Annotated in this window: 26 protein-coding genes and 1 pseudogene; 13 read left to right on the top strand and 14 right to left on the bottom strand. The window is 60.5% G+C overall.

Annotated features, from left to right (window positions below):
• Nucleotides 1–519 precede the first annotated feature (519 nt).
• The 3 genes from IC232_RS28750 to IC232_RS28740 all read right to left on the bottom strand — a co-directional run bounded on the left by IC232_RS28750 (nt 520) and on the right by IC232_RS28740 (nt 2,085).
• Nucleotides 520–816, bottom strand: a complete 297-nt coding sequence (locus IC232_RS28750; RefSeq protein ID WP_190848376.1) for an integration host factor subunit alpha — start codon at nt 814–816, stop codon at nt 520–522.
• Nucleotides 817–852: 36 nt separating this feature from the next.
• On the bottom strand, nt 853–1,050 hold the full coding sequence (locus IC232_RS28745; RefSeq protein ID WP_190848375.1) for a NepR family anti-sigma factor: 198 nt from the start codon (nt 1,048–1,050) through the stop codon (nt 853–855).
• 321 nt (nt 1,051–1,371) lie between these two features.
• On the bottom strand, nt 1,372–2,085 hold the full coding sequence (locus IC232_RS28740; RefSeq protein WP_190848374.1) for a LuxR C-terminal-related transcriptional regulator: 714 nt from the start codon (nt 2,083–2,085) through the stop codon (nt 1,372–1,374).
• 581 nt (nt 2,086–2,666) lie between these two features.
• On the opposite strand from IC232_RS28740, the gene IC232_RS28735 reads away from it, so the two are divergent.
• Nucleotides 2,667–2,993, top strand: a complete 327-nt coding sequence (locus IC232_RS28735) for a hypothetical protein (protein ID WP_190848373.1) — start codon at nt 2,667–2,669, stop codon at nt 2,991–2,993.
• A gap of 41 nt (nt 2,994–3,034) precedes the next feature.
• Here the strand turns inward: IC232_RS28735 and IC232_RS28730 are convergent, their stop codons facing one another.
• Both IC232_RS28730 and IC232_RS28725 read right to left on the bottom strand, forming a co-directional pair.
• Nucleotides 3,035–3,853: a GAF domain-containing protein gene (locus IC232_RS28730; RefSeq protein WP_190848372.1), complete on the bottom strand. Its 819-nt coding sequence runs from the start codon at nt 3,851–3,853 to the stop codon at nt 3,035–3,037.
• Nucleotides 3,854–4,123: 270 nt separating this feature from the next.
• Nucleotides 4,124–4,624 carry a hypothetical protein gene (locus IC232_RS28725; protein WP_190848371.1) on the bottom strand — a complete coding sequence of 167 codons (501 nt, stop codon included), beginning with the start codon at nt 4,622–4,624 and terminating at the stop codon, nt 4,124–4,126.
• Nucleotides 4,625–4,681: 57 nt separating this feature from the next.
• On the opposite strand from IC232_RS28725, the gene IC232_RS28720 reads away from it, so the two are divergent.
• Nucleotides 4,682–5,380: an IS6 family transposase gene (locus IC232_RS28720; RefSeq protein WP_190848370.1), complete on the top strand. Its 699-nt coding sequence runs from the start codon at nt 4,682–4,684 to the stop codon at nt 5,378–5,380.
• Nucleotides 5,381–5,650: 270 nt separating this feature from the next.
• A complete protein-coding gene (locus IC232_RS28715) occupies nt 5,651–6,661 on the top strand; it encodes a DUF6635 family protein (protein ID WP_190848369.1) in 1,011 nt (336 codons plus the stop codon).
• 372 nt (nt 6,662–7,033) lie between these two features.
• Here IC232_RS28715 and IC232_RS33475 read toward each other — a convergent pair whose 3' ends face one another.
• Entirely contained in the window at nt 7,034–7,303 is a 270-nt protein-coding gene (locus tag IC232_RS33475; RefSeq protein ID WP_190848368.1) for an I78 family peptidase inhibitor, read from the bottom strand.
• Between the two features lie 201 nt (nt 7,304–7,504).
• On the opposite strand from IC232_RS33475, the gene IC232_RS28705 reads away from it, so the two are divergent.
• Nucleotides 7,505–7,870 (top strand): hypothetical protein, encoded by a 366-nt coding sequence (locus IC232_RS28705; protein ID WP_190848367.1) that lies wholly within the window; start codon nt 7,505–7,507, stop codon nt 7,868–7,870.
• Here the strand turns inward: IC232_RS28705 and IC232_RS28700 are convergent.
• Nucleotides 7,839–8,393 carry a hypothetical protein gene (locus tag IC232_RS28700; RefSeq protein WP_190848366.1) on the bottom strand — a complete coding sequence of 185 codons (555 nt, stop codon included), beginning with the start codon at nt 8,391–8,393 and terminating at the stop codon, nt 7,839–7,841. The two genes, IC232_RS28705 and IC232_RS28700, sit on opposite strands and share 32 nt — an antisense overlap.
• Nucleotides 8,394–8,931: 538 nt before the next feature.
• Between IC232_RS28700 and IC232_RS28695 the strand changes: the two genes are divergently transcribed.
• On the top strand, nt 8,932–9,924 hold the full coding sequence (locus tag IC232_RS28695; RefSeq protein ID WP_190848365.1) for a phasin family protein: 993 nt from the start codon (nt 8,932–8,934) through the stop codon (nt 9,922–9,924).
• Nucleotides 9,925–10,025: 101 nt separating this feature from the next.
• On the opposite strand, the gene IC232_RS28690 is transcribed toward IC232_RS28695, so the two are convergent.
• A complete protein-coding gene (locus IC232_RS28690) occupies nt 10,026–10,238 on the bottom strand; it encodes a hypothetical protein (RefSeq protein WP_190848364.1) in 213 nt (70 codons plus the stop codon).
• A 162-nt stretch (nt 10,239–10,400) separates the two neighbouring features.
• Between IC232_RS28690 and IC232_RS28685 the strand changes: the two genes are divergently transcribed.
• From IC232_RS28685 to IC232_RS28665, 5 genes are all read left to right on the top strand, one after another.
• Nucleotides 10,401–10,589 (top strand): CsbD family protein, encoded by a 189-nt coding sequence (locus tag IC232_RS28685; RefSeq protein WP_190848363.1) that lies wholly within the window; start codon nt 10,401–10,403, stop codon nt 10,587–10,589.
• The gene (locus IC232_RS28680) at nt 10,586–10,933 is read left to right on the top strand and encodes a DUF1236 domain-containing protein (RefSeq protein ID WP_190848362.1); all 348 of its coding nucleotides are present in this window, start codon (nt 10,586–10,588) and stop codon (nt 10,931–10,933) included. The genes IC232_RS28685 and IC232_RS28680 overlap by 4 nt, the downstream gene beginning before the upstream one ends.
• Nucleotides 10,934–11,004: 71 nt before the next feature.
• The gene (locus IC232_RS28675) at nt 11,005–11,340 is read left to right on the top strand and encodes a hypothetical protein (RefSeq protein WP_190848361.1); all 336 of its coding nucleotides are present in this window, start codon (nt 11,005–11,007) and stop codon (nt 11,338–11,340) included.
• A gap of 8 nt (nt 11,341–11,348) precedes the next feature.
• Nucleotides 11,349–11,600, top strand: coding sequence for a hypothetical protein (locus tag IC232_RS28670; protein ID WP_190848360.1), 252 nt, complete (start codon nt 11,349–11,351; stop codon nt 11,598–11,600).
• A 6-nt stretch (nt 11,601–11,606) separates the two neighbouring features.
• A complete protein-coding gene (locus IC232_RS28665; RefSeq protein ID WP_190848359.1) occupies nt 11,607–12,404 on the top strand; it encodes a DUF72 domain-containing protein in 798 nt (265 codons plus the stop codon).
• A gap of 46 nt (nt 12,405–12,450) precedes the next feature.
• Here IC232_RS28665 and IC232_RS28660 read toward each other — a convergent pair.
• The 3 genes and pseudogenes from IC232_RS28660 to IC232_RS28650 form a co-directional block, all read right to left on the bottom strand.
• Nucleotides 12,451–12,896, bottom strand: a pseudogene (locus tag IC232_RS28660) (CBS domain-containing protein).
• 45 nt (nt 12,897–12,941) lie between these two features.
• On the bottom strand, nt 12,942–13,517 hold the full coding sequence (locus IC232_RS28655; RefSeq protein ID WP_190848358.1) for a PRC-barrel domain-containing protein: 576 nt from the start codon (nt 13,515–13,517) through the stop codon (nt 12,942–12,944).
• Between the two features lie 160 nt (nt 13,518–13,677).
• The gene (locus IC232_RS28650) at nt 13,678–14,883 is read right to left on the bottom strand and encodes a murein L,D-transpeptidase family protein (RefSeq protein ID WP_190848357.1); all 1,206 of its coding nucleotides are present in this window, start codon (nt 14,881–14,883) and stop codon (nt 13,678–13,680) included.
• Between the two features lie 214 nt (nt 14,884–15,097).
• On the opposite strand from IC232_RS28650, the gene IC232_RS33010 reads away from it, so the two are divergent.
• Complete coding sequence (locus tag IC232_RS33010) at nt 15,098–15,220, top strand: hypothetical protein (protein WP_281413445.1); 123 nt, start codon at nt 15,098–15,100, stop codon at nt 15,218–15,220.
• 85 nt (nt 15,221–15,305) lie between these two features.
• On the opposite strand, the gene IC232_RS28645 is transcribed toward IC232_RS33010, so the two are convergent.
• The 3 genes from IC232_RS28645 to IC232_RS28635 all read right to left on the bottom strand — a co-directional run bounded on the left by IC232_RS28645 (nt 15,306) and on the right by IC232_RS28635 (nt 18,191).
• Nucleotides 15,306–16,709, bottom strand: coding sequence for an ISKra4 family transposase (locus tag IC232_RS28645; protein ID WP_190848356.1), 1,404 nt, complete (start codon nt 16,707–16,709; stop codon nt 15,306–15,308).
• Between the two features lie 64 nt (nt 16,710–16,773).
• Complete coding sequence (locus IC232_RS28640; protein WP_190848355.1) at nt 16,774–17,472, bottom strand: plasmid pRiA4b ORF-3 family protein; 699 nt, start codon at nt 17,470–17,472, stop codon at nt 16,774–16,776.
• 371 nt (nt 17,473–17,843) lie between these two features.
• Nucleotides 17,844–18,191 carry a hypothetical protein gene (locus tag IC232_RS28635; RefSeq protein WP_190848354.1) on the bottom strand — a complete coding sequence of 116 codons (348 nt, stop codon included), beginning with the start codon at nt 18,189–18,191 and terminating at the stop codon, nt 17,844–17,846.
• A gap of 720 nt (nt 18,192–18,911) precedes the next feature.
• On the opposite strand from IC232_RS28635, the gene IC232_RS28630 reads away from it, so the two are divergent.
• Both IC232_RS28630 and IC232_RS28625 read left to right on the top strand, forming a co-directional pair.
• Nucleotides 18,912–21,215: a 2OG-Fe(II) oxygenase gene (locus IC232_RS28630; protein ID WP_190848353.1), complete on the top strand. Its 2,304-nt coding sequence runs from the start codon at nt 18,912–18,914 to the stop codon at nt 21,213–21,215.
• Nucleotides 21,216–22,208: 993 nt separating this feature from the next.
• Nucleotides 22,209–22,436, top strand: coding sequence for a DUF6894 family protein (locus IC232_RS28625; protein WP_190848352.1), 228 nt, complete (start codon nt 22,209–22,211; stop codon nt 22,434–22,436).
• The last annotated feature ends 171 nt before the right edge of the window (nt 22,437–22,607 follow it).

Raw genomic sequence — 22,607 nt, 5'->3', positions numbered from 1 at the left:
GGTGCCGCTGTTTGGGAATGTGGTGACGGCGAGCAGCGTTGGCTTTGAAGGGCACGACAGGCATCCAAGATCAGGGGCCCGCTCTCCTATGCTAGCCACCTTCGACTGCCAAGTCGCGTATTCGTGCAACAAGGCACTTTGGAGGCGTTAGCAAAGGGGGCTGCATTCCGCAACGTAAACGCCAATACATTTTCTAGCCAACCTTAGTACAAAATGCCTATCTTGCTTCTACAAAGAAGTCTGGAACTTTGTTCTTGCTCTGTTTACGGCAACAATCCCACTTCACACTAAAGCATTACGTAGTCTGACTACGGCCAAGCTTTCGGTTTTCCCTTATTGCGCGAAGTAATCGCTTGGTTCATCTTCCGACGCATTGAAGCACGGCACATTTTCAGACGGCGATTGCAAAAACAACAACAGTTTTACGTACTTACTGTAGGGGCAACTGCGGGGCAGACAGGGTCGCGAACACGGTCAAAAGACCGGGCGCGGCCCTTTTCTTTTGGGATCTGGGCTGGCTCAGGAAGTTCCGTTGATGTGATCTTTCAGAACGTGGGACGGGCTGAATGTGAGCGCCCGCCGAGGCTCGATCGGCACCTCGACGCCTGTCTTGGGATTGCGGCCCACGCGCTCAGCTTTATTCCGGACCGTGAAGATGCCGAACCCGGAAAGCTTCACGACTTCACCTCTGATAAGGGTGTCGCTGATCTCCGACAGCACCTGCTCTACTAAGGTGGCGGCTTCCTGCCGGGGCAGGCCCGTGGCTGTATAGACTGCATCGCACAGGTCTGCTCGCTTAACCGTCCTGCCGGTCATTCACTTCATTCCACTGTTGTTGAGGAGCCTAGCTTACTAGGCGTTGGAGGCCGGTGTCTGCTTGTTCTCAAGCTCTTGCACAAGAGCTTGCAGCCGGTCGGGCAGGTCCGCTGTGACAACGTCGTCATACAGGCTGCGCAGGGAATGACCTAAAATGAAGGTCACCTGTTCCTGCGAGAAATTCAGGCTGTTCGGGATCTGCTTTGCCCACGGCTGTCGGTTGCTCTTCTGCATGGCATCATTCTCATGGATTTGCCCTGCATTGCCCTAGTTTACATATGCAAGTGGGAACTCACGGATCCGTGATCGGTTTCAGCGCGACTGTACATCTTTGCTGGTCCCACCGGCTCCTCACTGGAGAATGCGAAGGCCGATCATCGGGCACGATCTTTCTTTGCGGCCACGGTGGAATAGGCCGCAGCATCTGTCGTTTGCCTGTCTGACGGATCGTGCGCTCCTGTTCGACCGTCTAGAAAAGGATCGCCGGTCCTCTCTCAACAACGCCGGCGTCGATCTTAGGGCCCCTCCGCCACGGAGGGGCCCCTTTTTCAAGTGTCAGCTTGCCAATTCGGCGACTTGGGAATTCGTCTGAAAGCCAAGGTACTGGGTCGCCCACATGGCGGCCTGGGTGCGGTTGGCAGCCTTGGCCTTCCGCAGGATCGCCTTGATGTGCACCTTCACTGTGGCCTCAGCCAGACCGAGATCCCGCGCGATGAGCTTGTTGGAAGCACCTGTCGTCAAGAGCCGCAGAATCTGAGTCTCCCGATCCGAGAACTTGGTTGAAGGCCCTGCACGGTCATTCGCCGCCGTCATCATCGGCGACTGGGGATCCCGGGCTTGATCCAGCATAGCGAGGCTCACCGAGATCGGCAGGAACATCTCACCCAGCATCACCAACTCCAAAGCTTTGACCAAAGCTGCCTGGGACATGCCGGTCGGGCACAGCCCATCGAGCCCAAGGGTGCAGAGTTCCCGCACGGTCCAAGGATCGAGGTTGTCACCGAGAACCACCAAGCGGGCTCCGGGATACTGCTCTTTCACCTGGCTGATCGTTTCAGCAGCGCCGTCCTGTTGAAGGCCGTCGCAGAGAAGAACCAGGGCTGGCATCTCCTCATCAGACCCTGCCACCGCAAACCGCGTACCTTCCAGGATGTAGGTGATTCCAGTCCGAAGCAGCGTGTTTTGGCAGACCAAGTGGGTGGTCACCCGATCCTGGGCCCTCATAGGTAAGGGGAGATGCTGTGCCTTGTAGCCGACATCCTGGTCCATGTTCAGGGTATCCCTTGTATTTGCCTGATTGACGCCAAAGCATGTCCTCGTCCGCCTGCAGGATGCAGGCAGGTCCTTCTGGCATGAGGCCAACCGGTCCGAGGGGTGCCGAAGCGTGGGCGTGTCGTGGCATTAACGAGGCTAAATCATGGCGGTTCCCAGAAGGGTATGCCCCTCCGGGCTAAGCCAATGGGGGCAGACGCTACTTCCCTGCAAATACTGGATTAAGCTGAGACCATCCTACCTCATGATGATTAGTGGGTTGCAAGTTCTGTTCAGCGGCACCTGCCACTTGGACCCTCGATCGTCTGTTCGGAGGGTCTTCTGTTTGAATTTTGCTCTCCGCTGAACATGCCAATTCAGATCGCATGAAACGCTAGGCCGGGTTTCCGGTTGTCGGAGCGAGGGCAGCGACTGCCTTCAAGACCAGGAGGCCTCCTCATCGACCTGGCAACGGCGGGTGAGGAGGCTTTCGCCATTGGCCCCTGCCACTGGCGGGTTTTGGGCCGTAGTCTCTCAAAGCTGCCCTGAGGCTATAGGATCCAGGAACCTCTGACCCGAAGACGTGAGCCGTACCCAGCATGAGCAGCTTGCACCAATACCCCGCGATATCGGCTCACAACGAAGAGACCGAGCCGGATCGGATCTCGCGCCTGCACGAGGCATTTGGGGTCATGAGCGCCATTGCCCGCATGATCTGGCGCGAGGAAACCGGGTACAGCACTGAGCCGGGGTTGATCCACACCCGCTGGGATGGTGCGGTCATCGCCTTGCGGGACACCAGTGGGCAACTCGAGGTGATCTGGGCCTCGGCCGATCACCGGGAGCGCTTTGGCGTCTTGGCCGAGCTCGGATGGGAAGCCATGTCGGAGTCGCGAACGAATGTCGTTCACCGCCTCCCGACCTAACGCCCGTTTTATCTGTAGAACGAGCGGTCTCTCGCCTCGTCTTAGGCTGTGACGCTTCTCCTGGACGATGTCTGGGTGACCCCGAGCGTACCATCAGACGCACGGGTGAATTTCACGCCCTGTTCCCGGAATGCCAGCACAATCGCATCCAGGCTGTCGCGGCGGACCGAGCTTTCCCCATGGATCTCCACGCGCTTGACCGATGTCGGGGAGATGTTGGCGGCACCCGCCAGTTCCCGCGTCGACCAGTTGAGAAGTCCCCAGGCCGCTCGGATTTGAGCACTGGTGGGCGCAATCCACGTGTCAAAGTCGAGGGATGGCTCCTTCAGGTCCGATGGGAGCGGTTGCGTGGCAGCCTGACCGGAGATCTCCAGATGGTGCAACCAGAGCTCATCGACGACCAGCCGTCCCAAGCTGCGAAGCAGGGTCATTTGGTGCTGACTGAACTCGCGCGGCTTCACGTCGGAGACACACAGGGCCCCGAGCCGAATTCCAGGCCGGATCGTCAAGGGCGCTCCGGCATAGAACCTGAGGTAGAGCGGTCCCGCAACATAGGGGTTTTTCGCAAAGGTCCGGTCTGCCAACCCATTCGGCACCACAAAAACCTCATCGTGCAAAATCGTGTAATTGCAGAAGGCATAGTCTCGAGGCAGCTCAGACGCCGTCATTCCCTCCGGCTTGGCCTTGAAAAAGTAACGATGTGCATCGGCCAGGGTCACATGCACCATTGGTACATCGAACAGCTGCTTCGCGATCTTGCAGATGCGATCGATGGCTGGCGACGACGGGGTGTCGAGAATGGCCAGACTGTGAAGGGCGGCGAGACGCTCGGCCTCGTTGGGCGGCTGTGGGAAAAGCATATCGTTCTACAACTCAGGCTAAAACAATGTAACGCGGTAATCTTCGATTTAGGGAATCATCCCTGTCGCGACGAGATAAGGCATAAGGCTGGTCTCAAGCTGATGTGACGCTGATTTTATTCCCGCGCTGCACGAACGGGAGTGGGTCCTGCAGCTGATACGGCGCGTTAGGCCCCGACATGAGTCGCCTGCCTCCGCGTCAATAAGAAGAGCCCCGCGTGAGTGACACACGCGGGGCTCAAGAATGCCAGGGAACCTGCTCTTTGAGGTTTACCGTTCTATGACCGTGACAACCCGACGGCTGCTGCCCTCGAGGATGTAGTACCGATCACCAACCAGCACCACCTTACAGTCCCGCACGCCGGTGATCAGGCTCTCAAGGATGGTCGGGCAGTCCACAAGTTCCGTCACAGTGGTCGGCACCGTCTGACCAACCGTGATCGTCACGTTCTGCTGCACGGGCCGAATGTTGACGCTTCGCAGGGTCTGCACGGCCTGGGTGCGCTGCTCGCCTGTGATATTGACCGTGGTCGAGCTACTGGAGCTGGTTGTGCCCGATGCTGTGCCGCTGGTACCCGCAGTGCCCCCAGAGGTCCCGCTCGCAGCCCCACCTGACGTGCCAGCTCCGCCGGTTGTGCCACCCGACGTACCGCCGGAGGTGCCTGATGCAGCACCCCCTGACGTGCCGGTTCCGCTCCCGGACGTCCCAGCACCGCCACCCGACGTTCCACCGCTGCCGCCCTGCGGCGCAACGGTTGGGATCTGTCGCAACTCTTTCTTTCCTAGCACGGGGCTATGGCTTGCGCTGACGGAAGAGGGCGAGGCAGGATGTTCAAGGCCAGGCAATTTGATCGGTCAGTCATCCTGCTCTGCGTGCGGTGGTACCTAGCTTACAATCTCAGACTGCGGAATCTTGAGGAGATGATGGCGGAGCGCGGCATCTCCGTCGACCATGCCACAGTCGGTCGCTGGGTGGTCCGTTACTCACCCGAACTGCTCGACCGCTTCAACCTCCGGAAGCGTGCAGTCAGTCGGAGATGGCATTTCGATGAAACTTACATCAAGGTCAGAGGACGCTGGATGTATCTCTACCGAGCCATTGACAATCATGGCGACACGGTCGAATTCTGGTTTAGTGAGCGGCGCAATCTAGCGGCCGCCAAACGATTCCTGAGCGAAGCCCTTAAGCGGCATGGTCGGCCCGAGCGGATCGTCATCGACGGCAGCCAGACCAATCGTGAAGCGATCCTGTCCTGCGATACGACAGACCGGCTGCAGGACCGATCCCGGCGCGAACTGAAGCCGATCCGGATCCGGCAAAGTGCCTACCTGAACAATCGCATCGAGCAGGATCACCGTGCCGTCAAGAGGCGGGTCAAGCCGATGCTCGGGTTCAAGTCGATGGCGTCCGCTCGGGCGATCTTAGGTGGGATTGAGTTGGTTCACATGATGCGCAAAGGACAGGCGAAGTATGCCCGCAATTCGGGCCTCTCGCTTGCGGAGCAGTTCGAGACGCTCGTCGCATAAGAGCTGACCACGCACTCTGGCATTTCTGTGTCTGCTGTCAGGATTGCGACAGAACCCGCCTTCAATCCGCAGCCTTCTCTGGCCGAGCAGTTCGAATTGATCAGTGCCTGAACTTGCTACCAAGCGACGGTCTTTTTCTTGTCTTCTCTCCCAAATTGCGACGAAACCTGACGAGAAGCTCCGGGTACACTGGCAAGGCTAAACAGCGCTGCTGGCAAGGTCATGCCGACCACACTATCTCGTGGCGACTGAAGCGAGGTGATCGGAGTCATGACGGACGCACCAGACAGGCAGTCAGGGACCGGCACCCTGCTGACGCGCGAGGATGCCAACCGCATCGTCGCCGAGGGCGCACGCCGTTACTTCCAGAGCCGCCGAGAGATGGTGGACGCGTTCGTTGACCGGCACTTCTCGTTCTCCGGCTCCCTTTCCATGCATCGCAAGGCGATCGGATGGGACATGCTGAAGGCCCCTGCCAACATCGCCCTTGCCGTTCCCCAACTTGCGGCGAAGCTCGCGGCGGCAGGAGCCAAGGCGGTGGGCGCCGATCGGACGTCAGAGTACCTCGGATCGCGCAAGCTGGTGTTCGACACCGAGGTCGGAAATGAGATCGAGTGGCTTGTCATTACCGAACTTCTCGAGCTGCCGTTTCGGCAAGGTGATCGTGTGTCCCACCGGGATGCCTTGGCGGAGGCCATCCTGTCCGCCCCGGAGCTTCAGGAGCGGCTGCACAAGGCTCTCGGGACGATCGGCAGGAAAGGGGATGATGCCGTCTTCCGCGAACGTCTGGAGGAGACCCTGGAGATCTACGCCGGTACCCGTGTCGCAGCCGCGGAGATCGCCACATCCCTGATGACGCTCGGAGCGGGTGCGATCACCATGCAGCAGGTAACGCCGGGCGTGATGTCCCTCGGTCCCGCCCTTGCAGCTGCCTTGGCCAAGAATGCGGCCGTGGCTTCTTTCCCGCTCGGGGCGGGAGCCGGTGGCCTTTGGTACGGCCTGTTCCCAGCAGCGGTCTCCCCCGTGCTAGTCGGCGGCGTGACCGGGGGGCTCCTGGCGGCCACGTCCATTGCATCCGCATTCGCGGGCATCATCGCGGATCCGGTCCAGAAAGGACTGGGGCTTCATCATCGTCGTCTGCATAGGCTCATCGATGCGGTGGAGAAACAGTGGAACCTCGAGCACGAGGATGCTGACTTCGTCGCTCACGACCCGTACGTCGCCCGGCTCATGGACGTGTTCGACATCCTGAGCAGCGCCTACCGCATCGCCAGGGCATGATGGAGGGTCAGGCGTGACGCCTCAGGTCAGGCCAGAATCCCCGCGTATATCAGGAACGTCCGGTGTTTCCTGCTTGACCAGACACTCGACCTACTTCCGGAATGTGCCAAAAGACGACCTTCCCGCATGCACAGCCTCCGCATGGAAGGAACCGTGAGATAGGTTCCCAGTGGGCAGCCGTAAAGGGGGCGGAACGCCCTACAGGCAAATGTTGCGACACCTCTCCCGCTGGGTCTCAGGTGGCTCTGACGCGGGGCCTGGTCATCAGCACGATGGCCAGCGACCCTAGGATCTCTCGGCTCAACCTTCACACTCCGACCCGGTGGGCCAAAGCAAACCGAGCGCATGAAAAGGCAAGTCGCAGGAGCAGCCCTATCCGCAACGGAGATCGCGTACGGCGCCGGCTCGGTCCACCTCGATGTTCAGCCGGTAGGCATCGGGATCTGTCGTGTAGGCGCCACCGGGCTCGATCTTGCGGGCTTCGCGGGCGCCGGCAGCTCGACGGGCCCGTACCGCAAGTTCTAGGGAGTATGGTTGCCCCGCCACCGAGCGGGCCTCGCCCGCAACGCACGTTTGTTGGGCCGGAGCAGTGGCGTGCTGGGCCAACCCGCTGATTGGGGCAAGCGTTAACAATCCGGACATACCGAGAGCCTGTGTCCTGCGACTGGAGCATATGCGTGGGTGAATTCGCAAGCGCACAGCAGCCTCCTGAAGCGATGGTTGCTCGCTGATCCTTAAGGATGAAGGAACCGGAGGCTAACGTCGAATCTTGTCGACACAGTCAATACAGCAGTCATGGCCCTTTGATGTCATCGCTCGCAGGGGCCATCGCGGTGAACTGACATGCTATGGGTTATTCTCCTTCTTGGCGCCTCTGGGATGGTCGGTGGTTACGCGGCGGAACGGGCCGTCATCCCCAAGCTCCAGTTTCGTCCGGGCACGCCCAACGAAGTGGTCGAAACGTGCCGACAGGCGGCCATTGCGGCGGCTCGCACCCATGCAAGTGAGATGGGCGCGCAGTTGATCCGGGTGGATGCAACCAGCGCCGGCGAAATGAGGCGCACCCGAAGCAGCCTGAGGGCGCCGGTGGAGGTTGGGATCGTCTACTCGCGGTCAAGTGGGCGCGAAGCCCGCCAGGGTGTCGTCGAGTGCCGTGTGGACCGCCGCGGGCAGGCGGCTATCGCGGATCTTGCAACCGCAGCACGCTAGGTAACGCCTGTGCGCGGACAACCTGTGAGCCCTGACGTAGTGCCGGCTCAGATTGCCTAATGGTCGGGCGCTGATTGAGGTTGGCCCGCACGACCCGTTGGTTGGAAGTTGCTGTTCTCACAACCGAGCCGGTTGCTGCCGGTGCCGCAGGGCGCATGTTCTGGCGACGAGTAGTGAGTGATGCTGTAGTCGCCGCCCGTTGCTGCGGTGGGGCTTTCGTCTCGGCGCTTGGCACAGGATTGGCCGGTTTGGCGCTTGCAGCCTCCTGCTTCAGCCTGGTGAGTTCGGCCTCGGCTGCGTCACGTGCTTTGAGGGCTTCGTCCCGCTCAGTACGGGCAGTCGCTGCTTCCGCCCGGATCTTCACGAGTTCCTCGAACAGGTTGGCACGCACGCGGTTAAGGCGGGCAATCTCGTCCTCGGGTGCCGCACTGGCCGGGGACGTCCCGGCGATGCCGAGCCCGACAGAGGCTACTAATGCGAAGCTGACGAACCGTAGGATTCGTATGGTATGTGGACGTGACATTGGAGGCCCTCCCAATGGTGTCCGTCACAGCACGAGCGTGACGAGGGGTGATCCTGCTCCCCTCGTCTGGCCTCAGATAGCCATGCAGAAGAACTAACCCTTGTGGGCAGGCTCTCGTTGATGAACCGGCCGAGCAGACAGTACAAAGGCCACGATCAGACCGTCTCACGCTTGCACCCAATAAGCTTAACCGCCATGACTGCCGCTGTAGGACCAGATCCCCATGCTGATGGACTGCGGATGGGTGCCCGCTTTGCGGCATGAGATCGCTTGGAACTTCGGGCTCTTTTGTTGGATTAACCTGCGTTAAAAAAGTAAATCAAAAATCTGGCTCCTGCGGGCCGAACTCCAGGGACAAGTGCCCTCAAAGGTCAGTAACACGTCAACGCCAGATGTGTCAGTCGGCGGGCGCCCCGTAATTGCCGCGCTGCACGCAAGCCGCGCGTAACGTATTTAATTCAGTCGACATACGAGTGTCACAACATAGGATTCAAGCTGCAGTGCTTGAGACCATTTCTTTGATGATTTGCGAGGGACAATGATGAACGGACGGTTCAGCCAAACTCCGCCGGATCGAGCGAACGAGCTCTTCAAGAAGCTTCTCGCCACATCCGATAACGCGGTCAAAACGCGCGAGAGGTTGTTCGCGGACCTGAAGGACGAGTTGGAACTGCTGGCCAGCCTTCAGGAAGAGCACCTGTTTCCGGTGCTGCGACGGCACGGGATGCAGGATCTCCTGCGAGAAGCCACTGACGACAACCAGCAAACGGCTGCGCTCCTGGGTGAACTGGAGCGCATGACCAAGAACAGTGCTGAGTTCATCAGCCAGATCAGCGAGCTGCGGAAAGTGTTCCAGCAGCACATCCGTGATGACCGCAAGGAACTGCTTCCCGCTGTGCTCAAGGTGCTGAGCGACGAGGAAGCCGACGCCATAGCCGAGACAGTGGAGGACGAGATGGCCAACATCGACGAGACCAAACGCGCTGAAGCGCGGCGCTCCCGCGACCAGGGTGAAGCCGTGCTGCGGGTGACCGAGGATATTGCGGACACGCTGCGAGCGGGCGTGGAGAGCGCCCAGACTATGGCTCAGGCCATGCAGGAGGCAATGACCAACAGTTTCAGCGCCTTCTCGGATCTGACCCGCCGCTCGACCGGCCAGAGCTTGCAAGCCGCTGACCGACCCGATGCGGTCGCCTTAGGACTAAGCGAGGAGGCGGCGCACAACCTGCGCGCTGCGGCCCAGTCCGGCACGGCTCTCGCTCGCGGTGTGCAGGAGGTGTCGCGCGAGGTGGTCGACCGCAGCCAAAAGCGCCTGCAGCGCAACCTAGATGGCCTGCAGGCTCTCGCCCGCTGCCGGTCAATGACGGACTTTGTTGAGGTGCAGAGCTCACTGCTGCGGGATAACCTGGAGCAGACGGTCGAGAACAGCCGCCGCCTCGCCGAGCTGACGATTCAAATGACCGAAGAGGCCACCCGCACCATAACGGTGCAGTCCGACAAGACGGCCGAGCGGGTCCGCCGGGTCGCCTGATTGCTTAGCAAACAGCCTGACAGGAAGAGCGCCCTTGAGGCGCTCTTCACTTATGGATCGTACAAATCTGCGGCTGGGCGGCTTCTAGCTGCCGCCCGCGCTTAATCAGGGGCTGAATGGAAGAGATAGAAGCCGTTGGTCGCCGCTGACGTTTCCGCCGCGGCGGCATCGAACCCTGACAGGGTCGCAATGTCGAGCGACCGGGCGTATTCCCACCCCTCCGGGTTCATGAAGTCCGGAACGGGGACATCCTCGGGCACGGCGCAGAACAGGTCCGCCACGCCCTTGCGGCGGAAGAGGTTGTAAGTGCGCATTGAGCAATCTCCTCGCTCTTACTGTGTTGCCTGGCACTGCTAGCAACTGCATGCGGCAGGAGTGTGGATCATAGAGGAAGCGGCCTCTGCGGAACGCTCACATTCGGAACGGCTCAGACCGCAATGCGTTGATCCTGAAACAATTTTTTCAGGAGCGCTATCATGGACCAAGATCGGATCGAAGGCAGTGCCAAGACCTTGGGCGGACGCGTGAAGGAGTTCTTCGGGCGTATGTTCGGTGACACGAAGCTGCGCACCGAGGGCCGGATGGATCAGGTGGAAGGCAAGATCCAGAATACTGTCGGCGGGCTGAAGGACAGCTTGCGAGACGAAAGCAGGCGCGGCTCATGAGGAGCCGGATTTGGACCGCCGTGCTTGCGGCCATGCTTGTGGCATCCGCCGCCGCGGCCCAGACGGGTGGCACCCCTGTTCAGACCCCTCCCGTGCCGCTCTCGCCGGAGAAGCAGGCTGTCATCAAGCAGCACGTGCAACGGGAGAGGCCGCCCGAAGCACAGACCGGCGGCGCTATCTCAGTTGGGATGACCGTGCCGGAAGGCGTGGAGTTGTGGAGTCTACCTCAGGACAGCGTGACTGAGGTGCCCGTGACAACGAGCTATCAGTTCCTGCGTGTTGGCCAAACCATCGCGGTTGTTGATCCGGAAAGCCGTAAAGTGATCCAGATCATCAGGAACTGAAGACGAAATCAGCGGTCCACGGAGGTGTCCTTGGCAGCCGGTCGGTTGATGGATGCGAAAGGAGGTCGCTCATGAGTCCCGCAAAGCGTAATTTCCGGCTTGCGGCCATTGCCTTTGCGGTCCTGATCGCGGGCATTGAGGCGGCAGCGGCGCAAGGGCAGCCGCAGACATCAGAGACCCTCAAGACCGAGAGCACCGGCCCGCAGGATCCCCGCTCCACCGGCTCAGTGGGCAGCTCAGACGCACCCCTCAGTGACAAGCTTGAAAGCACAGGCGGTGTGATCCGTCCGCCCGCCACCATTGCCCCTGACATGGCGGTGCGGCCACCCGTGCCGGATCCCGGCACCACCCCGGTCATCCGGCCTCCCGGCACGCCGGGTGGGGACCAGAGCGTTGAGCCGAAGTAGCAAAGGCCATGCAAACCAATCCTGAAGCCAGTCCCATTAACCAGATCATGACGCTGGCGCGTGAGATCATCGACGATTGCCCCTCATGCGCCGGCAAGGCCTCGCGGATTGCCATGTGGGCTGGTGAGATCCGCGAGCGCCGTCCCAGCCGACAGGAGTTGGAGGCGCTCGTGGACGCCACCTGCAAAGGCTCTTTGCCGGATGACCAGCGGGAGCTGTTGATCGAGGGGTTGCGCGCGCTCGTTCGCTTCGCCGAGTGAGGCGGAATGCGGGTTGCGTCAGATCAGCGGGTGCAGGCTCCGCCATCACCCGGTTCCTCTGAGAGCGGCACTGCAGTCATTCGAATTGGCACAGCCGGGTGGAGCATTCCAAAGGAGCATGCCGAGCCTTTCCCCATTGCCGGATCGCACCTGGAGCGCTACGGCGCCGTCCTCAACGCCGTGGAGATCAATTCGTCGTTCTACCGCCCGCATCGACCAGCCACCTACGAGCGCTGGGCTGCCTCTGTACGGGAGGCCTTCCGCTTTGCCGTGAAGATCCCGAAAGCGATCACCCATGAGCAAAGGCTGAAGGATGTGGGCGACCTGTTGGACCGGTTTCTGTCGGAGGTGGAAGGTCTCGGGCCCAAGCTCGGCCCCCTGTTGGTTCAGTTACCTCCAAGCCTGACTTTCGAACCGGGCGTCGCTGACCACTTTCTGAGTGAGTTGAGGAGCCAGGTAGCAGGCAGCATCGTTTGCGAGCCTCGCCATGCCTCCTGGTTCACACCCGAGGTCGGGGCCCTGCTTGGCGAGCTTCGGATCGCCCGCGTTGCTGCGGACCCGGCCCCAGTCCCTGGCGCGGACGAGCCGGGTGGCTGGCGTGGCCTGTCGTACTATCGCCTGCACGGCTCACCCCGGATCTATTACTCCGCCTATAGTCCGGAGTATCTCGCGGCCATCGCAGTGCTGCTCGCGGATAGTGCCACAACGGCCACCGAAACCTGGTGCATCTTCGATAACACGGCGGCATTTGCCGCGACCGGCAATGCGCTCACCACCTGGGGCTTGATCCACGCGAGCAGCTGAGAGCGACCTGTAAGACAGGGCCGCTCCTGTGCGGCCCCTCGTCATCTTACGTGCGCGGTCCGCCCGTCTGGCTGTGCTGACCGCCCGGCTGCGAGATTCCTGCCACCGCCTCGCCGGCACGCCTGGCCTCATCGGTCACCGCGATGTCCCCGAGCGAGATGATGCCGACCAGCCGCTTATCGCGGGTAAGCACCGGCAGGCGGCGGACCTGGATGTCGGCCATGTTGCGGGCGACGTCGTCGGTGTCGTCGTCCTCGTAGCAGTACTTGACCTCGTCCGTCATCACCTCGCGCACAGAGGTGTCGGGGCCCCTGCCCTGAGCCACCGCCCGCACGGCGAGTCGCGGTCGGTAATCATGCCGACCAGACGGTCGCCCTCACTCACCGGCATGATGCCGGCATCCAGCTCGGCCATCAGCTTCGCCGCCTCCCGGATGGTCTGGATTGGCTCGATCAGCTGAACGTCCCGTGTCATGACTTCACTGACTTTCATCGCTTCCTCCTCTTGAGTGCCTCTGTCAGGCCGGATTCCTGCGGTTCAGATCGCCCCTCTGGGCGGATCCCGCCAGTAGTCCCACATCTCCTGCTCCCGTTTCCTGTCAGGCCAGACCTCGTCATCGCCATAGAAGGCCGGAGCGCTCCGAACCTGCTCCTCGGTGATCTCGGTGCGGTAGCCGTGCAGCCGGGTGTCGTAGGTGAGCTTCTCCCACGGGATGGTGTGGTGATGGACCCCAAGCCCGAGGAAGCCGCCAAAGGTCACGTCGACGTAGACCACCCGCCCGCTCACCTTCTCGATCCGCAGCCGCTTGATGGTGCCGATCCGGTGTCTCTGAGGATCGTACACCGCCGTGCCCTCAACTCGGTCGCTTTCGATGACGGGCTTGGTCGAGGCGCGCTCGGGGATCGCTCCCCAAAGATAGAAGCCATTCTCCACGATCCCGAACTCCACGACGGATCTTCCGACGTCCAAGGTCCAGGGTTCATGCGGAGCGATCTGTCGCTCGAGGGTCCAGGGCCCCTCCGTGTCAGGAAGCGCCGTGCCGTCCGAGGTGGCGGCAATGCCGCGCAGGCCGGGGGCGGTTGCCGATTGGAAGACGTAGTAGGTTCTTCGCATGAGCTCCTCCCTTGCACCGGGATGGATCGCCTCGTGGCATCAACTCATGATCGGGATGATAACGCAAAGGCTTGCCCTTCAGGTCCGGCTCCGAGGAGTAGAATGCGAGCCCGAGCCAGGCATGACCGCGCCTGTCAAGGCTTGCACCTGCCAACGTCTGTTACTGCTGCATTAGCAGGCGAGCAGGCACAACTTGCTGTGCTCCCAGGATCATCGGCTGGTCATGGGTGAAACTCATTGCGACGCCACTGATGGGGGCGGACGTGAACGGCGACGGCAGTTCCTTCAGCCACATGGACGGGCCGTCCAGCAGCGCGATCGGCTGGAGTTGTTGTCCCGTATCGGGAGGAGAGATGGCCTTCGCCTCGTTAGCTAGGGGTGTGCAGGTACTTGGTACGGGACACACCGGTCGCGTCGCCCGCGCGGGCGAAACTACACGCTCGAGGCCGGCATAGGCCAGAGCCTCGGGACGGCTCACCTCACCCAAGGAGACACCGCGGCGCCACAGGGCGGTGAAGGACGGGTGTTGCCCGCCATCGGCATAGGTGGTCCGGATGGCCGCCCTGCCCTCCTCCAGCAACACTGCCACATGATCGTCTTCCATGGCCCGGTAGGCCAGCACGTCTGCTTCCGTGTCCGGGCTTCTGGCCGGGTGGAAGGCATACCGCCCCTCAGCGACGCGAACGTCGAGTTCTTCCCGCGTGGCCTCGAAGCGATCCGAACCTTCCTTGAGCTGGCGCCAGAACGCGATGTTCGGATCCAGGCGATGCCGGACGAGGTTTTCTGCCGTCATGCGAAACGGGTACGCTTGCAGCTGAACGGCCTTCTGCCCTCCCCTGAACGCCTCCCTCATCAGGGCGTAAATCTCCGCCATTCCTGCATCCGTCATGGCAAAGCAGCCGGCGGAGGAGCAGGTTCCGTGAACCATCAAGGCGGACCCGGTGCTCCCATGAGCCCGGTCGTAGGCATTGGGAAACCCGGTGTCGAAGGAGAGATAGTGCTTGGACTTCGGGTTCATCTGGGAGGCCGTGACGGCATAGAAGCCTTCCGGTGTCTGCCGGTCACCTTCCTTGCGCTTGGGACCGAGTTGGCCTGACCAGCGGCAGATGGGGAACGTTTTGAGGCGAACATACCGGCCGCTGGTGCTGCGCTTCCAGACTTCCAGTACCGCTTCCTTCTTGTAGATGCGGATCAGCATGGGCTCAGCGGAAGAGGTGTTGTTCCCTTTCATTAGGGTCATCGTTGCTGACGGAATGGGAGCTTCGTGCTTCGGATATCCGGGCGCAGCCTCCGCGACCTGACCGATCAGGGCAGCGGCTATGAGAGCCAAGACAGGCAGATGTGACCATCTGAGCATGGAGATCATACGCGGCTTTCGGGTGTTGGGTGGAAGGGCTCTTATGGTGTGTAACGGGTCGAGACTGCCATTTGCAGCAAATTGCGGCAACAAGTGGCTTGCCGGCAGCTCAGGACGGTCGGTTGCTCGACTGAGCGGTCGGGCGACAGTTCAATCCACTCTTTGCGCAACCACAGGCTCCAAAGCGTTCGACGTTTTGCTAGCGCACCTAGGGTGCAATGTGATGCTGAAGACCTGCCGCGAGCGCGGGCTGTCGTTCTTCACCTATCTCGGGGACCGGCTCGGACTGGACACGGATCAGCCGAAGATCCCACCGCTCGCCACTCTCGTCATCCAGCCAGCCTGAGGCATGCCGCCAGACTGCCCCGGTTTTCCGAGAGCCACGCTTGCATCCTCAAGCTAAGTGGAAAGCATGAGGAGTTGTGGGGCAGTTAAGCGGCTGCTCGACTCTGATCCCTGCCATTATCGTTCATCATGCCGGGATACCAGTGTTCGAATGCGGCACGCAGCGAGCCATCCAAGGTTCTGGTGCGGGTCTGCAACAGCAGATGAGCCCCGCGCCGGCTCCACTGCATCTGCTGCTTCTTGGCAAAGCGCTTGCTGATGACGGCATTCACTGTCGCCTCGACAAAAGCCGAGGAGATCCGCTCACCGGACCGGTAGCGCTCTCCATAGTTGATCAGGCTACCCTCATTGCTGGTGATATAGACCTGGAACTCCCGCATGGCCGTCCTAAACTTGCGCAGGTTGGGATAGCGACTGTCGAGAGCTTCGAGATCGAGAAGCAGATCATCGATAGCCTCCTGAGCCCGGTAGGTATTGCCATGCCACAGGAACCACTTGATCCGGCGCAGCTCATCGAGAGCCGCCATCCCATAGTCCTTGTCATGGTGCACCAGTCCCTGAGCAAACTGGCGCAGGACCGTGATCCGCATCGTGATGTGGAACCAGTCGAGGACGTGCTCGCTGCACGGGCTGATCCGCTCGGCCAGTGATCGCACCTCGTCACCTCCGTCTGTGATAAAGGTCAGGTCCTGATTGGCCTGGAAGCCTTGCCGCCTGAGATGATCGATGATGCGACGCTGCGGCTTGCGATCATAGCCGTGGACAAAGCCGATGTACCGAGCGTCTCCCTCTTCGGGCATGGACCGGCCGACAATGAGCTCGAAGTTCCGCTTTCTGTCGCGCCAGTCGCGAATGTAGCCGCCGTCCAAGCCGATGACCATCCGTCCATCAGGGGTCGGCAGATTATCCCAATCGCGAGAGTCTGCGCCCTCGGTGAATGAGGCTCGCTGTTCAGCGAGATCGCCCTCCATCCGCTCGGCTGTCCGTAGGACGTGCTGACGTACCGTCGTCGCGTTAACGCCGCTGCCGACAGGCAAGACATCGGCCAAGAGACCGGCCGCTGCCGCATAGGGGACAAGCGAGGCCCAGCGGGTCTCGAGGTACAGGCGCTCCGGCGCAAGATGGTCAGGGAGCAACTGCGTCAGCGGCGAGATCGTCGCTGGCCCGTTGGTCTGGCGCTCCTTGGGGAGGTAGTAGCGGGGGCTCTTGAGCCGGACATCGCCAAACAAGGTCCGGAAAGTGAGCGGGTAGCTGCCCTTGCACCGGAGCTTCCGACCAGTGACCTTGCAGTGCCGGTGGTTCTCGAGCCAGCTATTGACCTGAGCCTCGACGATCTGCTGCTGAGCGGCCGCCAGCAGGGTCTTGCTCTCGGCCAAGGACAGGCCCAGATCCTCGGCGCGCTCGGTGATCTTCGTCAGGGATGCGACCTCCTCCAGGTCGCCAACGGCGCCGTCGTCTCCGATAATCTGAAGCATGATCCTGACCTGCATGGGTCCCTCCGTACGCTGTCGGGAGGGCTCGAGCACCGTCAACAGATCAACGGGATCTACGGCCTCACCACTGTTGATGCATGAGGTTGAGATACTCGGTTTTGCTTAGTCGAGTGTTGACGTCCTTGCGGGAGAACGGCTTGCCCTGCCAGCTCTGGCGCACCTCAAGGCGCTCGATCGCCTCACGGACCTGATCGATCGCATCAGCGTCGATGGAGGCGCCTGTGCTCCGCTTCAGCGCAAGCTGATCCACGAAATCGGCCAGGACGGCAAACTCCTGGCTGGTCTCCGGAGCGGTCCAGGCCTCACGCCGGGCCAGAAAGCCCGGGACCCCGCCGCAGTCCTCTGGCGGGCAGGATCCATCGCCATCCAGGCAAATGGGATAGCGTCTCCCAGGGTAAGCCTCGTGCCGCCTCTCCAGGCGCACTTCATGCTCCCATGGACCATTGAAATCGTATTCGTAGCAGAAACGGGTTCCCTGGCGGAGGCAAAGCTCGGAGAGTGCAACATCCGGAGACCGGGCTGCCAACTCTAGGGAGCCGAACGGCTTTGCCCGAAGCGTGAACTGGAACAGGTGAATGCCCTCCCAGCCCATCGCGACTTGGAGGACACCGTGCAGCTCCCGCAACATCATGGCGTCTGGCACCTGAACCCGCCGCCAGATTATGGGGCTGAGCCCGATCAGCCAGACCTTGAACTGCAGGATCTTCGGAGTTGGAGAAGGATCAGGAGTCTTGGGTTCGGATGGGGTGCGTTTCGGCAAATGAGGGTGTCCCGCAGCTTTGTTTCGTTAGGCTCGACAGCTTGTGCAGCCAACCCGTTACCAAACTGCCCCACACTTCCTCATGCTCTCCAAGAAGTTCGTAGCCGGTGCCGTGGCAGGGTTCTCTCACAGGAGGATCTCATGCGCTCCAATCAGTGGCTGGCCCAGCTCTGGCTCGATGCCCTGAGAACAGAACTCAGGGCCTTGGCCGGTAGGATTGATACCGACACCGACAACGTGAACTGCTACCTTGTCTGGCTGAATGAGAACAGGTTCTGCCTGAACGATATTGGGTTAGAGCAGATATGGCTCCCTAGTCCATTCATGTTAAGGAAGATCAGGCGCTGTAATGATCCCAGGGACATATTCAATCATCGATTCCGGCCCTTTGGGCATGGGCAACCGATCATCTCTTGCGCCACTCCATTCCCATCGTCATCGAAGCCGGAAGCCTGGATCACGTAGCCTTCCGCTTCCACCCAAGCGATCATGAACGAGGGTGTCAGCGGGTAGCCGGAGCGGTCGAACATTGCGACACGGTCCTTATGCAGGGTGAAAGCGATCTTTCTGATCCGCGGCAGATCCGCCACGACGCGGTTCTTAGGATAGCGCGGCATGAAATCGACCGGCTCACGCAGATATTCCGTGTCGCCATAGGTCCAGTCGAATTTCGCGTTGTTCAGCAGTTGCTGCATCAGGGCGAAGCGCTCCGGCGTCATGCCGCCTGCTCCATCTAGTCGATGTTGCACTGGTAGACAGTAAAGGTGACCGCGATGACCGATGGGTTCTTCGCCCGGGTCCCTCGATACCAACTGCGGTCAGGCTATGCGATCGAATGTAGGGCACATACCAGAACGGCGGGCCGGCGGAACCTGGGGCTGTCAATAGGTTAGCGCCGCTTCTCAGATGCCCTCCTCGCCTCTCGTGCCGTGACCCGTCGGGAAGGTGCGGAAGGATCGTATCCAGAGCGTTTCCGAAACTCCTCCGACGTCTGCTCTCTGGCAAGGATTTGTCGCAGTTCTTCTAGAGCAGGGTGCAGGGACTGGTTGGTGTCGGGCTTCGTCTTGCTCATGCGCAATACCTTTTGTTGGAGGCGCAAGATCTACTGCGAAGATAGGGCGAATTCGTTCGTCGCGACGGCAAACAGACTCCCTCCAAAACCCTAACAAATCCTTCATCTTCTTTGTTGTCGCTCCCCATTACCATGAAGTGGAAGATCGGTCTTTGTGCACATGAGACAACCGTTCGCGAAAATACACGCAGCGGCGGGGTATACTTGCGTTAAAGAACAGATGATGTGCGCTTTACATCTATGCCATGCAACGCGGATTCCGGCGAGGGCGGTTTTGACAAGAAGTCTGTAGCCGCTGCCATGGTAGCCGAATGTGGCATGTTGTATGCTCACCCTCATTGAGCTGCGTGCAACATGGACGGCATCAATGTCCTCCCTCACGAGCGAACTGGCTGAAGTCCTGACCACAGTGCGCCGCCCCGGCGACTTCTTCGCCTCCGGCACGATCGAGTTCCTTGCGCCGCAGTTGGAGGTGGAGGGCGTCGGTCAGATCGCACTGCCGCTGCTTCCGACACAGGTCAAACAACTCGTCATAGCGGCTGAGCGGGCTCCCTACGGGCGGGGAGAGCAGACCCTGGTCGACACGGCGGTTCGCCGGACGTGGCAGATCGGCCCGGACCAGGTCCGGATCCAGGGCCGGGGCTGGGCCCGGACGCTGAGTGCAATCCTCGCCCGCGTGTGTGATGGCCTTGGGCTAACCGAGCCTGTGCAGGCCGACTTCTACAAGCTGCTGCTCTACGATGAAGGCAGCTTCTTCGCGAGCCACCGTGATACCGAGAAAGCGCCCGGAATGTTCGCCACGCTGGTGGTGGTGCTGCCCTCGACATCGACCGGAGGTGAGCTTCTGGTCCGCCACAAGGACCGCGAGGTTCGGCTCGACCTCCACTGCCCAGACCCCTCGGAGGTGGCGTTTGCCGCCTTCTATGCTGACTGCGTTCACGAAGTCCTTCCCGTCACCTCGGGCTTTCGGTTGGCTTTGATCTACAACCTGCTGCGTCCCGGGCCGGGGCGGCTGCCCGAGCCTCCGAGCTATGCCAGCCAGCAAACCCGGCTTGCGACACTCCTGCAGGACTGGAGCGCTGATCTGAGCCGTTCAGACATTGATGCGCCAGAAAAGCTTATCGTTCCGCTCGAGCATGCCTATACGTCCGCTGAGCTCGGGTTTGGGGCGTTGAAAGGCGCCGATGCAGCCGCGGCGGCGGTTCTCATGGCCGCTGCCCAGTCGGCCGACTGCGATCTCCACCTGGCGCTGATCGCGGTCGAGGAGAGCGGCAGTGCAGATTACACGGGTTATAGCTCCTCGTACCGCCGGTGGTCGGAACCGGACGAGGACGAATTCGAGGAGGTTGAGGTCCTTGATCGCTCCATTGCCCTGTCGACATGGCGGCGGCCCGATAATGAGCCCTCGGTGCTGGGTGAGATTCCGGTCGGCGACGATGAACTCTGCCCGCCTGATGCGCTCGACGATCTGGAACCGGACGAGGAGCACTTTCATGAGGCGACCGGCAATGAGGGCGCCTCGTTCGAGCGAACCTACCGTCGAGCGGCTCTCGTGCTCTGGCCGCACGAGCGCTTCTTTGCCGTTCTGTGCCAGGCCGGGGTGGCGGTCACCCTCCCCTACCTGGCCGATCTGACCGAGCGCTGGTCGAGCAGCGGCGAGGATCACACATCTTTCTTGTGGCATGAGGCGCATGAACTCTCCGGCCACATGGTAGCCTCCTGGCAAGGGCAGGAGAGATACCCATCGCGGGAGACGACACCCAGCTATGCCACTCAGATGCTGCTCCTCCTGATCCAACTCGAGGATAAGGTGCGCCTTGAGGCATTCATAGCGACCATTGCGGGGGGTAGCGGCGTCTATACCGAGAGTGACAATGAGGCCATCGTGCAGGCACTCGGTCTCTTGCCGCCCCGGCAGGCCGCAGCCTTGACCCGGCAGATTATTGCCGGGAATACGGCGACCTCCCTGACCGCTTGCGGCAATCTGCTCGCCCGGTTGGTGGTCGCACAGGGGCATGGTCGGAAAGGCGACTTCAGAGGGGCCGCGACGGCTTTGGTTGAAGCCTTGCCAGGCGACCCGCAGCGTGCAGCGGCTGAGAGGACGTGGTGGCAGGATCGGAGCGTAAAACCCCGTTTTGTTATTGATGTTCTGGAGGCGCTCTGCCGGATTGAGCAGCAATTGGCCGAGGATGCGGCCGATTACATGCTGACGTGGCCCCAGACCTATAACTTGGATACCGTTCTGGTTCCGGCCATGCGGGACCTGGTTCGCTCGACGATTGCTCGAGAGCCAGCGGTCCAGCGGCTGCGTGACGCCTGTCTTGCGCACCTGCGCGCTCGCATTGCCGAGCCGCTCGCGCCGCCTCATGACTGGAGCCGGGCCAGCGTGCTCTCCTGTCAATGTCATCATTGCGCCGAATTGAGCCGCTTCCTTGCCGATCCTGAGCGCGAGGTATGGGCCTTCAAAGCTGTCGAAGCAGACCGCAACCACGTTGAGCAGACGATCCGGCGAGCTCACTGCGACGTCGACTTTACCACTGATCGTCGCGGTCGACCCTACACGTTGGTGTGCACCAAAAACCAGGCGAGCTACAACCGCCGGGCGAAGCAGCGGAGGAAGGATCTAGAAGACGTGATCCATCTGGGTAGCGGAGATGTGTCGCAAAATTAGCCAGAGAGATCTTTATCCAAGAAGGTTGATTGAAGCGCTCACTATGTAAGTAGATCTTGAACCTTTGCCAGTGATGATCTTACGTTTGGCTGTGTGCAAACTCTGACGCTAGCCAGAAGGAGAGAATACCTGCTCCACGTTTGTACGAATTTCGTTGAACGAACATGATGGAATCTGTTGGCTTCTCGTGGCAGAGAAGACACTCATCTTTACAGACGAAGCCGCAACCATTGCGGCAGGTGAATCTGCCTATAAGAGGCGGGAGCAAAAACAGCAGTTCTTGGTCCAACTTCGATACGCGCATCGCCTGTATCGCGATGAACCGACCACATTTTACAATGTCTAAGCCAATCGACCGAACTGGGGTCAGCTTCTCCTTTACCATGTAGAGAAGCCGTTATCACATGCCCGTGATCTTTAACCCGCATCATATCTTCTTCGGCGAGACTAAGCTCTATATTTTCGTTTACTCGCAATCGGCCGAGGCTGGGGAGCTGTGGCATGACTGAAGAAGAAATTGAGATTGTAGCGCAAGAGATGGCGAAGATAGGAGGGACTACTTGGTATCCAGGCCGTACCAATGGAGCTGTCCTTCGTGTCGTGAACGAGCGCTACCGGGATAGGGCGAGAGTGGCTATCGCAGCTCTTGAGCGGCTGAGGGGGGGCAAGGAAGCCTTGAACCACACATCACCTCCACATGAAAGCACACCCTCTGCCGATCCCAGCCTCAAGGTCGGGACTATTGTTGTGTTCCGTCCTTCAGGCGAAAGGAGAGCAGTAACCTGCCGGATTGAGAAGCTTGAGGAAGGACGCGCCTATCTGGTGCCATGCCCCAAGCCAGACATTGGCTGGACCTCGTTAGAAAACCTACAGCCACTGTCTACGCACGTAGCTCTCAGATAGGCGGAAGTCCCTAGTTCGATTGTTTCATCCTCTATTCACTACTGATGGGCTATGCGTCTCCAACCAAGTGCTTTGCGTTGGGAACCCAGGATGCGCTGCTACTTCCACCTCGTTCACGATCATGACGAGTTGATTGATGACGAGGGTGTTGAAGTCTCTGATTTTGAAGACGCTAAGGCTCAGGCAATGATGGCCATGACTGAGTTGCAGCGGGAGGCTCGTGGCATCGTTGAGGATTGGAGCGGATGGCAGCTGAATGTTGTCAACGCAGAAGGATACCTTCTCTGGTCCGTTCCACTCAGTCTTGCGCTGCATTGACCGACCACAACCGGCTGAGCACCGTCAACTTAACTGAGTAGAGGCCGCACTCCGCTGTTCTCAGCTATCTGCAATGAGTCTAAGGTATTGAAAAGGCGTTGTCATGTCTGGATGGCGCCCGTTTGGCAATGTGATTGTTGTTGACGTTTCGGCCTAGCGGGGCGGGTGCAG

Origin of the sequence: Microvirga sp., from assembly GCF_014699075.1 — a bacterium.
Lineage (GTDB): Bacteria > Pseudomonadota > Alphaproteobacteria > Rhizobiales > Beijerinckiaceae > Microvirga.
The sequence above is the reverse complement of the archived record's forward strand: the minus strand, read 5'-3'. Positions and strand labels throughout refer to the sequence as shown.